The organism is Enterococcus sp. DIV0970a (assembly GCF_051711265.1).
In the GTDB taxonomy this organism is placed as follows: domain Bacteria; phylum Bacillota; class Bacilli; order Lactobacillales; family Enterococcaceae; genus Enterococcus_D; species Enterococcus_D casseliflavus.
Genome location: NZ_JBIOMF010000001.1, coordinates 3,000,626 through 3,013,827, shown reverse-complemented (window position 1 = coordinate 3,013,827; position 13,202 = coordinate 3,000,626). Strand labels below are relative to the sequence as shown.

Annotated in this window: 15 protein-coding genes and 1 other annotated feature; of the genes, 9 read left to right on the top strand and 6 right to left on the bottom strand. The window is 42.5% G+C overall.

Annotated elements, in window-relative coordinates; translation table 11 throughout:
* Nucleotides 1-447 precede the first annotated feature (447 nt).
* The 6 genes from IGK14_RS14540 (at nt 448) to IGK14_RS14515 (ending at nt 5,350) form a co-directional block, all read left to right on the top strand.
* The gene (locus IGK14_RS14540; protein ID WP_010749084.1) at nt 448-1,632 is read left to right on the top strand and encodes an FtsW/RodA/SpoVE family cell cycle protein; all 1,185 of its coding nucleotides are present in this window, start codon (nt 448-450) and stop codon (nt 1,630-1,632) included.
* A 9-nt stretch (nt 1,633-1,641) separates the two neighbouring features.
* A complete protein-coding gene (locus tag IGK14_RS14535) occupies nt 1,642-2,019 on the top strand; it encodes an arsenate reductase family protein (protein WP_010749085.1) in 378 nt (125 codons plus the stop codon).
* Complete coding sequence (locus IGK14_RS14530; protein ID WP_010749086.1) at nt 2,001-2,339, top strand: glycine cleavage system protein H; 339 nt, start codon at nt 2,001-2,003, stop codon at nt 2,337-2,339. The genes IGK14_RS14535 and IGK14_RS14530 overlap by 19 nt, the downstream gene beginning before the upstream one ends.
* A gap of 77 nt (nt 2,340-2,416) precedes the next feature.
* Nucleotides 2,417-2,666 (top strand) — a binding site (T-box leader).
* Nucleotides 2,667-2,737: 71 nt separating this feature from the next.
* The gene (locus IGK14_RS14525) at nt 2,738-3,772 is read left to right on the top strand and encodes a methionine ABC transporter ATP-binding protein (RefSeq protein WP_005227918.1); all 1,035 of its coding nucleotides are present in this window, start codon (nt 2,738-2,740) and stop codon (nt 3,770-3,772) included.
* Complete coding sequence (locus tag IGK14_RS14520; protein WP_005227919.1) at nt 3,765-4,451, top strand: methionine ABC transporter permease; 687 nt, start codon at nt 3,765-3,767, stop codon at nt 4,449-4,451. The genes IGK14_RS14525 and IGK14_RS14520 overlap by 8 nt, the downstream gene beginning before the upstream one ends.
* Before the next feature lie 44 nt (nt 4,452-4,495).
* Nucleotides 4,496-5,350 (top strand): MetQ/NlpA family ABC transporter substrate-binding protein, encoded by an 855-nt coding sequence (locus tag IGK14_RS14515; RefSeq protein ID WP_010749087.1) that lies wholly within the window; start codon nt 4,496-4,498, stop codon nt 5,348-5,350.
* A gap of 38 nt (nt 5,351-5,388) precedes the next feature.
* On the opposite strand, the gene IGK14_RS14510 is transcribed toward IGK14_RS14515, so the two are convergent.
* The 3 genes from IGK14_RS14510 to IGK14_RS14500 all read right to left on the bottom strand — a co-directional run bounded on the left by IGK14_RS14510 (nt 5,389) and on the right by IGK14_RS14500 (nt 7,931).
* Entirely contained in the window at nt 5,389-6,435 is a 1,047-nt protein-coding gene (locus tag IGK14_RS14510) for a helix-turn-helix domain-containing protein (RefSeq protein WP_010749088.1), read from the bottom strand.
* 247 nt (nt 6,436-6,682) lie between these two features.
* A complete protein-coding gene (locus IGK14_RS14505; RefSeq protein WP_005227922.1) occupies nt 6,683-7,000 on the bottom strand; it encodes a DUF960 domain-containing protein in 318 nt (105 codons plus the stop codon).
* A gap of 316 nt (nt 7,001-7,316) precedes the next feature.
* Entirely contained in the window at nt 7,317-7,931 is a 615-nt protein-coding gene (locus IGK14_RS14500) for a 50S ribosomal protein L25/general stress protein Ctc (RefSeq protein WP_005227923.1), read from the bottom strand.
* 300 nt (nt 7,932-8,231) lie between these two features.
* Between IGK14_RS14500 and IGK14_RS14495 the strand changes: the two genes are divergently transcribed.
* From IGK14_RS14495 to udk, 3 genes are all read left to right on the top strand, one after another.
* A complete protein-coding gene (locus tag IGK14_RS14495) occupies nt 8,232-8,948 on the top strand; it encodes a 16S rRNA pseudouridine(516) synthase (protein ID WP_010749089.1) in 717 nt (238 codons plus the stop codon).
* 14 nt (nt 8,949-8,962) lie between these two features.
* Nucleotides 8,963-9,646, top strand: a complete 684-nt coding sequence (locus IGK14_RS14490) for a YjjG family noncanonical pyrimidine nucleotidase (protein ID WP_010749090.1) — start codon at nt 8,963-8,965, stop codon at nt 9,644-9,646.
* An 83-nt stretch (nt 9,647-9,729) separates the two neighbouring features.
* Nucleotides 9,730-10,353, top strand: a complete 624-nt coding sequence (udk, locus tag IGK14_RS14485; protein WP_005227927.1) for a uridine kinase — start codon at nt 9,730-9,732, stop codon at nt 10,351-10,353.
* Between the two features lie 347 nt (nt 10,354-10,700).
* Here udk and IGK14_RS14480 read toward each other — a convergent pair whose 3' ends face one another.
* Genes IGK14_RS14480 through IGK14_RS14470 form a run of 3 tightly spaced genes read right to left on the bottom strand, consistent with a single transcriptional unit; the run spans nt 10,701 to nt 13,182 of the window.
* Nucleotides 10,701-11,174 (bottom strand): GNAT family N-acetyltransferase, encoded by a 474-nt coding sequence (locus tag IGK14_RS14480; RefSeq protein ID WP_010749091.1) that lies wholly within the window; start codon nt 11,172-11,174, stop codon nt 10,701-10,703.
* A 13-nt stretch (nt 11,175-11,187) separates the two neighbouring features.
* Nucleotides 11,188-12,504 (bottom strand): sensor histidine kinase, encoded by a 1,317-nt coding sequence (locus IGK14_RS14475; RefSeq protein ID WP_005227932.1) that lies wholly within the window; start codon nt 12,502-12,504, stop codon nt 11,188-11,190.
* A gap of 3 nt (nt 12,505-12,507) precedes the next feature.
* Nucleotides 12,508-13,182 carry a response regulator transcription factor gene (locus IGK14_RS14470; RefSeq protein ID WP_005227933.1) on the bottom strand — a complete coding sequence of 225 codons (675 nt, stop codon included), beginning with the start codon at nt 13,180-13,182 and terminating at the stop codon, nt 12,508-12,510.
* Nucleotides 13,183-13,202 lie beyond the last annotated feature (20 nt).

The following is a 13,202-nucleotide window of genomic DNA, read 5'->3' as shown; positions in this document are numbered from 1 at the left end:
ACCTCCGGAAGCGCTTCCTTAATTGTATTCTAGTGAAATTATATGGTGGCGTAAATAACATTTCATTACCACATTAATGTGGTAAATACGATTGTCGTATATCAATTTATATTTTGTAAAAAGTAGTCATTTGTTGCTATTTATTTGAAACGGAAACTAGGCGGGGATCTATCATGGAGTTAAAGTTGCTTTATTCTGTTAGATAGAGCAAAGATTTATCAAAAATAAAGAAGAATACATAGAATAAGGTATTTGATTAATAAGAAGAATGGACGAATTCAGCGATTATTTCGTTGTAATTCTAAACAATTTTGGATTGTTTTTAACCCTCTTTTCCCGAAAATCATTAAAGTTTCTAAATTTTTTGTGAATGCTCATGGACAATCCTTTCTTTTCTCCTCAATTATCACTATAATGGATAAAGATTCTACAGAAGAGAGTGTGGACATGGAAAATTCACGAATAAAAACGAACGATAATCGAATTGACTACGGTGTGATTCTACCCGTATTTTTATTATGTCTGATTGGTTTGGCGTCCCTGTATGTGGCGCTGACACACGATCCGAATAATCCGAATATGCTGCGAATGTTAGGGTTTCAAGCTTTATGGTATGTGTTAGGCGTTGTTGCCGTGATCATTATCATGCAGATCAAATCAAAATGGCTCTGGAAATTGACGCCCTATATTTATGGGGCTGGGCTAGCCGTTATGCTGGCGCTGCTGAAATTTTACAACCGGACGATGGCTGCCTCGACAGGGTCGAAAAACTGGTTTAGTTTTGGTCCCTTTACCTTGCAACCTTCAGAATTGATGAAGATCGCCTATATCATGATGTTGGCGTTAGTCGTCACGCAGCACAATGTCAAGCATCGGGAACGGGATCTGAAAACAGATGGGTTACTGATTGCAAAAATGTTAGCCGTCACGATCCCAGTCCTGATCCTGATCACCTTACAAAATGACTTTGGTACGATGTTGGTCTTTCTAGCGATTTTCGGTGGGGTCTTCTTGATGTCAGGAATCTCATGGCGAATCATCGTGCCAGTGATTGCGGCATTTGTGATTCTCGGCGGTGGAACGATTTTCTTAGTGACTACCGATGTTGGTCGCGAGTTTCTGTACAATACAGGAATCTTTAAAGAATACCAATTCGCCCGTATCGATTCGTGGCTAGATCCTTTTCATGATACCCAAGGGCAATCCTTCCAATTGGCGTATGCTCTGATGGCGATCGCCTCTGGCGGGATGTTCGGGAAAGGATTTAATGTCAGCGATGTGTATGTACCAGTCCGAGAATCCGATATGATTTTTTCGGTGATCGGTGAGAATTTTGGGTTTATTGGCAGCGCGTTTGTCATTTTATTGTATTTTATTTTGATTTACCGAATGATCCGCGTATGTTTCGATACCAACAATGAATTTTATGCCTACTTGGCAACTGGGATCATTATGATGATTCTCTTCCATGTGTTTGAAAACATTGGCGCAAACATCGGTCTCTTACCGTTGACGGGGATTCCACTGCCGTTTATCAGCCAAGGAGGATCTGCCCTATTAAGCAATATGATTGGGATCGGTTTGATTTTATCGATGCGCTATCAAGCTGAGACCGCACCAAAAACACTTTAAGGAGTTCACATGATTACATTTTATTGGTACCCAAAATGCAGTACATGCCGAAATGCGAAGCGTTGGTTAGAAGAGCACGAGATTCCTTTTGAAGCGATCGATATGGTAGCTACACCGCCTCAACCGGAACAATTGCTGGCTTGGATCCAATCAAGCGAAGCACCGTTAACCCGTTTCTTTAACACAAGCGGCATGAAATACCGTGAATTGCAATTAAAAGAAAAAGTGCCGACCATGACTGCCCAAGACGCAGCCGATGTGCTGGCAACCGATGGTATGTTGATCAAGCGCCCACTGCTGGTTAGCGGCGACCGCTTTTTGATTAATGGATTTAAAGAAAATGAATATGAAGGAGTCTTACTAGAATCATGGAAAAGAAATGCTTAAGAAAAAAAGATAATTTGTGGGTTTTGTTTAACGGGAAAGAATATTGTGTCGGTTTAACAAAAGAAGCGCAAGAAGAACTTGGTGCGGTCACGTTTGCTTCGATTCAAAAAGCAGGAACTGCTTTAAAACAAGGAGAGACCCTTGTTGAGCTGGAAGCGGAAAAAGCAGTCAGTGAATTTCCAAGTCCATTGACGGGCGTGATTTCTTCCGTAAATGAAAAAATCGATCAATCGATTGATACCTTAAATGATGAAGACGAAATGAACGCTTGGCTGGTTAGCTTCAAAGAGGTTGACCCAAGTCAATTTGAAGCCTTGTAAGTCAAAGCTGTAAAAACGACTATTTTTTCAAAAAGAATTGACAGTCGGATAAGACGTTGCTATAATTTGCTCAATAAATGAATGCTTTGAAAAGAAGAGTACATGTTCTTAACGTACACAGAGAGCCCTGTTTGGTGCAAATGGGCAACGGAGAGAGGATGGAAGATGGTCTTTGAGCATGATAGGTGAGTGGAAACAAGCCTATCACGGGAGGCACCCGTTACAGTGCAGCAGTATGCGAAGCAATTCAAGTACTGAGCGAGGCTGTTGATGCGAATCGACAGTAAATCAAGGTGGTAACGCGGAAGTTGTGCTTTCGTCCTTTGTAACAGTATAATGTACAGAGGATGAAAGCTTTTTTTGTGTTTAACCAACCAAAGAGGAAAGATGGGAATAACATGGCATTAATCGAATTGTCGCATGTAAAAAAGTCATTCGGCAAAAAGCAAACGGCTGTCCACGCCGTCAATGATGTTTCACTGCAAGTGGAAAAAGGCGATATCTACGGAATCGTCGGTTACTCTGGTGCTGGGAAAAGTACATTAGTACGTTTGTTGAACGGCCTAGAATTGCCGACAGCAGGAGATGTAGTCATTAACGGTCAAAACATTTTGGCATTGAAAAACAAAGAATTGAGAAACTTCCGCAAAAAAATCGGCATGATTTTTCAGCACTTTAATCTTTTATGGTCTCGAACGGTGGCGGAAAACATTGAATTGCCATTGGAGTTGGCTGGCGTTGAAAAAGCAAAACGCCGTCAACGAGCGCAAGAGCTGATTAAATTAGTTGGGTTGGAAGGACGGGAGAATGCCTATCCGGCACAATTGTCTGGCGGACAAAAGCAAAGAGTCGGGATTGCTCGTGCACTAGCGAATGAACCAGAAATTTTGCTGTGTGATGAAGCAACGAGTGCGTTAGATCCACAAACAACAGAAGAAGTGTTGGATCTCTTGCTTTCCATCAATAAAAAATTGCATTTGACGATCGTCCTGATTACCCATGAAATGAACGTCATTCGCAAAATCTGCAATAAGGTCGCGGTGATGGAGCATGGGCAGATCGTGGAAGAAGGGTCAGTGCAATCGGTTTTCCGTAACCCACAGCAGGAAGTGACCAAACGTTTTGTTCAGCAAGATTTGGAGCCAGAAGAAGATGCTGAAGAATTACGGCAAGCCTTCTTACGAGAAAATCCGCAAGGGCATTTAGTGACCTTGACTTTTACACAAGACAACGCCAATGAACCAGTGATTTCACAAGCAATCCGTCGCTTCCAGATCGATGTCAATGTCGTTTACGGAAAGATCCAACAAACCAATGAGGGATCCTTTGGCGGCTTGACGGTTTTATTGACAGGTGAAGCAAGTGAGATCGAAAAAGCGATCGCCTTTTTCAAAGAGCAGCAAGTAGGCGTGGAGGTGATTGAACGTGGATAAGTCATTTGTAGAAACCTATTTTAATTTTGAAAAGGTCGACTGGGCCAATATGCAGCAAGCAACCCTAGACACCTTGTTTATGACTTTCTTCTCCATGGTTTTAGTGGTTGTGATCGGTTTACTTCTAGGATTGGCGCTTTATTCACTAGGGCGTAAACAAACAGCGGGAGCCAACATTTTCTATAACGTGGTTTCCATCATCAGTAACGCCTTTCGCTCAACGCCATTCATGATTTTGATGGTCTTGATCATTCCGTTTACAACGTTATTAGTCGGTTCGTTCCTAGGGGCAAAAGCAGCGATCCCAGCATTAGTTTTATCGGCGGCACCGTTTTATGCTCGGATGGTGGAAATTGCTTTTCGTGAAGTCAATCCTGGTGTGATTGAAGCAGCGGAAGCGATGGGCGCTAGCTACTGGGAGATCATTTATAAGATCGTGATTCCAGAAAGTGTTCCGGCATTGATTTCAGGGCTGACGGTCACAACAATCTCAATGATTGGTTATACTGCCATGGCAGGCGCGATCGGTGCCGGCGGGCTAGGCGCTTTGGCTTGGCAAGAAGGATTTCAACGTGGAAATTACACTGTTACGCTTGTTGCAACAGTGATTATTTTAATTATCGTTTTCATTATCCAAGGAATCGGCGATTTCCTTGCGAAAGCCACCGATAAACGGTAAATGAAACGAAGAACAAAAAGTGGAAAATATGGGAGGAAATGGATATGAAAAAGATTTTTGGTATTGCAACAACCTTATTGTTAACTGCCGCTTTAGCAGCTTGTGGGACAGGCTCAAATTCAGGAAGCTCTGACTCATCTGCGGCTGAGGGAGAATCAACAAAATTAGTGATCGGTGCATCAGTTACGCCTCATGCGGAAATTTTAGAACAAGCCAAACCTTTACTAGCAGAAGAAGGCATTGATCTTGAAATCAAAACCTTCGATGATTATGTGTTGCCAAACAAAGCATTGGAAAATGGCGATATCGATGCCAATTACTTCCAACACATTCCTTACTTGAACAAACAAATCGCAGACAATGGCTATGATTTTGTCAATGCTGGTGCGATCCATATCGAGCCAATGGGTCTTTACTCAAAACGAATCTCTGATATTTCAGAACTAGAAGATGGTGCAACGGTTCTTACTTCCACTTCTGAATCTGACTGGGGTCGTATCCTAACGATTTTACAAGATGCTGACTTGATCACTTTAAAAGACGGCGTTGATACAGAAACGGCAACCTTTGATGATATTGCTGAAAATCCGAAAAACTTAGAATTTAAACATGACGTCGATCCATCTCTTTTGGCGACTGCTTATCAAAACGACGAAGCAGACCTAATTGCCATCAATGCGAACTTCGCATTCGGGATCGATTTGAACCCAGCGGATGATTCTGTTTTATTAGAAGCGGATAATTCGCCTTATGTCAACGTGATCGCTGTCCGCAGTGGTGACGAAGATAGCGACAAAATCAAGAAATTGATCGAAGTGCTGCATTCAGACGAAATCAAAGACTTTGTGGAAGAGCAATGGCAAGGTTCAGTGAAAATCGTTGATGCTGACGCAAAATAATTCACTGCCAACTAAATGAACCTCAAAAGAGCGTGTCGCTACTTAAGCGGACGCTCTTTTTTTTGCGGAAAGGCAATGATCGGTTGGAAAAAAGAGAGCTCTTGCCAAATGCATTCATAGAGTAAGGGCAACTCGGGATGCTTTTTTAAGAGTTTTTCGTAATGGGGAAGCTGAGTCAAAAAAGCCTGGACCAAGCGTTGGGAACGTTCAGATAGGCAAGGATTTAGTGGCGGATAGACAAATAAATTGCCTTCCAGTAAGGCGCCCAAAAGATGGGCTTGGAAAATTTTCGACAAAAGCACTTCTAATGGCTGCTGGAGCGGATGCTCCGACAAAATCGGCGTGATGATTCGTCGCAAAAGGAAGGCTTCTTCTGTTGGCACATAAAAAGGCTCCAGTGTTAGCAGCTGTTGCCACAAAAATAAATAGCTGCGTTCACCAACTAAATAAAAACGCGGTACAAAACATGTTGGATAAACTTGCTGAGTAAACGTGGCGGGGGTGTTGGGATAAAAAGCGTTTGCGCGCAACTGATGAATCTGCTTCAGTTCTTGAAACGCTTGATTGGGGGAAAGCGTCGGGCTTGCTAAGAGGGTGAGTCGAAAAATCACATAACGCAGTTGCCGTTCATTGCCAGTAATCAAAGGAAAACTGCGACGGTCGATCCTTAGATGATAAGGTGCCAAAAAAAAGGAAAAGGACAAAAAGCGCCGATGCAAACTGGAGGGGCTCAGGTAATACCGCTTGTGGAGGTCCGCAAAGGAAATGGTCGGCATTTTTAACAGTAACAAGAGCAACTGATAGTTTGTACTTTTATTAAACAATGCAGCAAGCATTTCTGTATGGGGGAAGTTTTTGCTGGCTAGGGGCTGCTGCAAATCATGAAAGGCACGAATGTGTCCTTGCTGCACATCATAATGGAAGGAAGGGTCCTCGTTTAAACAACTGGACAGTAGCCGACGGATCGTTTTGACGGAAAGATTTTGGTCGGCAGCAGCTTTATTCAAAGGAAGGGGATTTTCGCTCAAGAGCATCGTGGACAGACGCAGCATTTGCATAATATCTTTTTCAAGGATATTTTTCAAAACCAGGCACCTCTTTCAGCTGAATTTTGCAACTGTCCTTATTATAAGGGAACTTCACACGTTATTTTAACACATAAAAAATAGTCAATAAAACGTAATAAAAAACGGGGGATTCATTGGTTGCTTCCTCGAACCCTGTATATTATAGAATTAAATGAGAGGAAGGAATCAAAAAAAACCACCTTTTAAAATAAAAAGGTGGTTTTTTATGTAAGTAACGTTATAAAAAGAGAAACACGAAGCGCTGTTAACGAGTCTCGCTAGGCAATAAAATCGTTTGCCGCTGCCCATCGTCATACACATAGACTTTTTGAGGATAGAGGTCGGAATAACGGTAAGGCAGATCAACGCCGAGTTCGATTTGACTTTGTGCTTGAGAAAAAAGCAGTGTGACACGACCGTGATTGTTTTGGACTTCAAAGGTGAGCAGATTTGTCAACGGAATAAACCCTTTTAAATCGAGATCGATGATTAACCAAATACTATCGATTAGTTCGCCAGGCAGTGTTTGAACAATCCCGCCAGAAGCGTAGCGGCTGCGGTGATCATCAAATGTTTCAAACATAAAAACCCCTCCTTCAAGTAGGCTTGCCAATAACATCAAATTTGTCTATTTATCATAATGAAGAACCGTCAAAAATGCAACTACTTCTGCTTTTCTTTTTGGTCAGCGACGCATTTTAACTATTTTCTTAAAAATTTGTTGGGTTGGCTGGACCAAGCTTTCCCATGGCGTCTTTCAGTGGAAAATAGTCAGTTGCAGCTCACCAGCTCTTCGTAAGAATGAAAAAGACTCTTAAAGGAAAAGCCCTTCAAGAGTCTTGCATTTCTTAGAAGTGTCTGTTGATTGAAGACGTGATCTTAAGAACGATGTTCTATGATTATTCTTCGTCTTCACCGATAACTGCTGGTTCAGCAGCTTCGCCAGCTTCTTCATCTTCAGAGATTTCTTGTGGTTCAGTAACCGCAACGATTTGTTCTTCTGGATCGGTCACGATCGTGTACTCGTCGTTCTTAGGCAGATCAGCCACTGTTAATGAATCGCCGATCTCTAATGACGTTACATCGATCTCAACACGTTCAGGCAATTTGTCTGGTGTTGCTGATACAACGACTGTATACAAGTTTTGTGCTAGAACACCACCAGCTTTGACACCAGCAGATTCGCCAATTAAGGTTACTTCTGCTTCTACTTCTGTTTCTTCATTCATATCGACAGATAGGAATTCAACGTGGGTTAAATTGCGTGTGAAGGTATCTGATTGATACTCTTTGATCAGTGTATTGACTTTTTTGCCTTCTAAACTGATCGTGATTACGGTATTCAATCCATTTTCACGCAAGATTTTTTCTAATTCTGCTGCATTGACAGCAATCGGTGTGCTTTCTACTTTGTACCCATTGACAATTGCAGGTACTTTTCCTTCGTGGCGCAACTTGTTCCGTAAAGAACGTGGGCGAACTTCTCTTTTCGTAACTTCTAATGATACTGACATAACTCAATTCCTCCTAAAATTTTCTCGTTAATAACGAGATTTTTTATGCAAATTTTGTTAACTCTGCACATTAAGTGGTACGTGAGTGAAAACACGCAAAAGGGCAGTTGTGTACACAACTGCCCCAGAAAGTTTTGGTTCAACTTTTCTCCACCAGGTCATAACGCTGTGTATGAGAAACTATATTTACTTTACTCTTTAACCTTACGCAAAAAGACAAAGAAAGTCAAATCATTTGAAATCCTGGCAGTTTCCTTTCGCTAGATCCTGAGCTATAATAGCCACTATGGAGAAAAATTTATGCGTTTAGATAAAGTGATCGAGCAACAATTGAATACTTCTCGGAAAGAGATGAAACGGTTGTTTCAGCAAGGAAAAGTCCTCGTGGACCAAAGGATTGAAGGGCGACCTGAGCGCAATGTCGATAGCGCCATCCATCAAATCATCGTTGCGGGTCGTCAGTTGGAGACGCAGGAACGCTATTATATCGTCAACAAGCCCAATGGTGTTGTTACAGCGAATGTTGATCAACAGCACCAGACAGTGATCGATTTGATTGCACCAAAGGACCAGCACCCAGATCTTTATGCCGTCGGTCGATTGGATCGGGACACGGAAGGGTTGGTATTAGTTACGACGAATGGTCAGTTAGGCTATGACTTGCTGCATCCCACCAAAAAGGTGACCAAGCGATATGAAGTGGTGGTCAATGACTTGGTGACTCCTGAAGATGTGGCGGCATTTGCCACAGGGATCACCTTTCATGGTGGTGTCACTTGCAAACCAGCTGCCCTAACGATCATCGATGCCCGAGCGGATCGTTCCTTTGTTTCGTTAGAAATTGCTGAAGGCAAGTTCCATCAAGTGAAAAAGATGTTTTTAGCCCGAGGGAAAAAAGTCATTCAGCTGAAACGAACAGCGATGGGTTCGCTAGTTCTACCAGATGATTTAGCAGTGGGGAGTTATCGCTCGCTGACGCAAGAAGAATTAAAAGGACTGGCGGCGCATTTCCGCTGAGAAAGAGGGAGAAAATGAAGTACAAAACATTATTATTTGATGTCGATGACACGATCCTCGACTTTCAAGATACCGAAGATCAAGCCTTAAAAGCACTATTTGAAGCTCATGGCTTGGAAATGACCCCAGAGCGCAAACAAAGCTATCAAACGATCAATCATGATTTGTGGCAGCAGTTTGAGCAAGGGAAAATCACGAGAGACCAAGTCATCAATGAGCGTTTCGGCTTGTTTTTTGAAACGCAAGGCATTCAGGTCGATAGTCCAGCAGTTGAATTGGCGTACCGAGAATTTCTAAATGAAGGACATAAACTGTTAGACAACAGTGATGAGGTCTTAGCGGAGTTGGCGCAGCATTTTGACCTATACGTGGTGACGAACGGGGTTTCTGAAACCCAATACCGCCGCTTGGAAGATGCCAAATTAAAGCCGTATTTTCGCGATATCTTTGTTTCAGAAGATACAGGGTATCAAAAACCAATGAAAGAATATTTTGACTATGTGTTTGCTCGCATACCAAACGTTAAAAAACAAGAAACAGTCATCATTGGCGATTCACTGACTTCAGATATCTTAGGCGGACAACTGGCAGGGATCGATACGATTTGGTTCAATCCAAAGAAAAAAAACAGTGGTGAGATTCAGCCTACTTATGAGATCGAACGTTTGCAGCAATTACTTCCTTTATTGCAGCACTGATTCCACAGAAACAGTAGTAATTTGCCAAATTTTCGCTATAATAGAACCAGTGTGAATTTTTTAAGATGAAAGAGGTTAATTGAATGACGAATGGCAAGCCCATTATTATTGGTGTGACAGGTGGATCAGGTAGTGGAAAAACAAGCGTGAGTCGGGCGATCTTTAATCATTTCCCCAATCATTCTATTATGATGCTTGAACAAGACTCCTACTATAAAGACCAAAGTGATCTGAGCTTTGAAGAACGGTTGAACACCAACTATGACCATCCTTTTGCATTTGATACTGATTTGTTGATCGATCACTTGCAACAACTGCTTGCATATCAAACGATCGAAAAACCCGTCTATGATTATGTCGCGCATACCCGCAGCGAAGCAACGATCATTCAAGAACCCAAAGAAGTCATTATCTTGGAAGGGATCTTGATTCTAGAAGATGAGCGATTGCGTAATTTAATGGATATTAAACTTTATGTTGATACAGACGATGATATTCGAATCATTCGCCGAATCAAACGTGACATGGAAGAACGTGGCCGGACATTGGATTCTGTGATCGAACAATACTTGACGGTGGTAAAACCGATGTATCATCAATTCATCGAACCGACCAAACGGTATGCCGATGTCATCGTACCAGAAGGCGGCGAAAACCACGTAGCCATCGATTTGATTACGACCAAAGTAGCGACCTTCTTATCCTAAGTTTTTTTATCCATCAATTGGAATGTTTCTATTTGAAAAGTAACAATTGATTCATGAAAAACTGCTGATAGGCACTCTTTCTTGAGAAATGCTTATCAGCAGTTTTAATTTTATAAAAAACAGTAGTATTCCGACTAGTTTTATGGTAAAGTAATCCTCATGCGACGAGTCGAGAAGGTCTAGCATTAGCTGACCAGATTGATAGCAGAGGCACACCGCGTAAGCAACCTACCGGATTTGTAGGGTGTCGGAATATTCCTTTTGTGGAGATAGGGTATTCTACTAGCAATAGTACTGTGAGTAAAGAAAGCTGTGAACATTTTTGTTCACAGCTTTTTTTTGTTCATTTAGGTGAGAGAACAGCGATAAATGGTGGAAGACTCTCCCCAAGGATGGTAGCCCGTTCCGATCGGTTCAAAAGCAAATTTCTCATAAAAAGTAGAAAGATCCGTACATAGATACAGAGAATCAAAACCAGCTCCAGCAGCACGTTGCTTGGCTGTTTCGATCAAAAGGCGGGCACCGCCTTGGCCACGCCACAAAGGGTCCACATACAAGGCGCAAAGCCAAGGGGTCAAATCCATCCGACTGATGAAGTCGTTGGGGATCAAGCCACCGCAGCCGATGATTTGATAACGTCCGTCTGCTGCGATTTCTTCGTTGACCAGCAGCAGCCATTGCGGCAAAGGATTTGCTGAAAAACTATGGGTCAGGCTATCCTCATAAACCATGAGGGAGTCGGGACCAGCCCACTGTTTTTTGAAGTAACGAATGGCTTCTGCTAAGTAGTCAGGGTGTTCTTTAAGGGTGATGACCTGCATTTGTTTTTCTCCTTTATCCTTCTTTAGGTAAACGAATCTGAAAAATAACCCCTCGTGGCTGCAAATCTTTGACCTGGATTTGTCCCTTGTGCTCTTCAACGATTTGCTTGGCGATCGCTAAGCCTAAACCATAGCCGCCGGTCTCTTTGGAGCGGGAACGATCCTCGCGGTAGAAGCGGTCAAAGATACGGGCTTTTTCTTCATCGGAAATGGCTGGTCCTGTGTTTTTGACCTCGATCAGCCATTGCTTGTTAGAAATCTCCGATAAGAGGGTGATTTTATCACCGCTACTCGTATATTTTAAGGCATTATCTAGGAGGATCACGAGGACTTGATGGATTTTCTTTTGGTCAAAGCAAGCGGTCGTTTTGGCAAAGTTTTCGACAACAAAGTGTTTTTGATCCAATTCGGCAATTTCTTTGAAAGGTTTGACTAAGTCATCGATAAAAGGAGCTAGCTCGATGGTTTCTTTTGTCAAAAGCAATTGATTGGAATCACTGCGGGCGATCGTCAGCAAATCCGCCGTTAATCCAGTCAGCCGCCGAGTTTCCGCTAACGCTTGTGCGATGCTTTCAGATTCTTCAATGATCGTATGATTGGGCTTGGTAAACAGGCGTTCCAGACTGTTTTGAATGATCGTCAATGGTGTGCGCAGCTCATGGGATGCATTTTCGACAAATTCCTGCTGTTTTTTCCAGGAGGCTAAAATGGGGCGCATGTTCAAGCTGGAAAGCAAATAGCTGATCCCGATCGAAAGAATCCAGAAAAAGATCATCGATAAAATCAAAATCGTTTGGAAATTGTTCATCGCATTTTTGATTTGGTTAGTGTTCGCCAAGACTTGGATATAGCCGACACCAGCATCATTTGTTGGTGCTTTGGTGGTGATCGAACGAAACAAAAGGGTCTCTTCTTCCTCTGACAAGGACTGATCCACCACTGAAAAAGATGTGATACTGTCTAAGTGGCTTGTATCTAAAGATAAACTTGCCAGTTGTGAAAAGCGGCCGCCCAAGGTCTGCTTGTTTAATATCTCACCGTCTTCAGACCAGAGAATCAACTGGGTATTGAAGCGATTGGTCCCAGGGATCTTTGGCATGGCACTATCTGGTGGCAATACCTCTAGATTGGATTGCGAAGCGCTGATCTCTGCTTGGATCAAGCGGGTATCTTTGACTGCTTGTTCCAAAGAAATGTCGGTTTGCCGATAAGCCGATTGGTTGAACAATTGGAGGACGATGGTTCCTAAAAGTAAGAAAACCAACGCAAAGGCACTGACATTTAGGAGAAAGGAGTGCAGCCGTTGTCTCTTAGAGCGTTCTTTATTCATAGACTAGGCTCCTTGCATAATATAGCCGACATTTCGCAACGTACGGATCTCTTTGTCGATCCCTGTCTGGCGCAAGTGTTTCCGCAGATTGCTCATATAGACTTCGACGACAGTCAAGGTCGTTTCTGAATCAAATCCCCAGATGCGATCAAAAATCTGTTCCTTAGTCAAAATAATGTTTCTATTTTGTAGAAAATAAAGCAGCAGCTCAAATTCTTTCCCTTGGATCGGCAAAAGCTGCCCTTGGTAACTGACCTCATTGGTGCCAAGGTTGCACAGCAATCCGTTATATTCCAGGGTATTTTCATTGAACAAACCTAAGGAGCGTTTTAGCAACGCTTTGATCCGCATCAATAATTCTTCCCGATAAAAAGGCTTGGTCAAATAATCATCTGCCCCTTTTTGAAAACCAGTCACTTTGTCTTCTAAGCCGTCTTTGGCTGTTAAAATCAGGACGGGTGTTTGGAGTCCTTTTTTTCTTAGGGCAGAAAGCACCTCATAACCGTTCATCTCTGGCATCATCAAGTCGAGAATAATCAAATCATAGATCCCCGTTTCTGCCTCGTATAAGCCTTCACTGCCATCATAGGCTTGTGTGACGTCACCGATCTCGCTGACGATTTCTTTCATATTATCAGATAATGTTTTGTCATCTTCGATCACTAATAGTTTAATCATGTTCCCACCTCTTTAAGGAT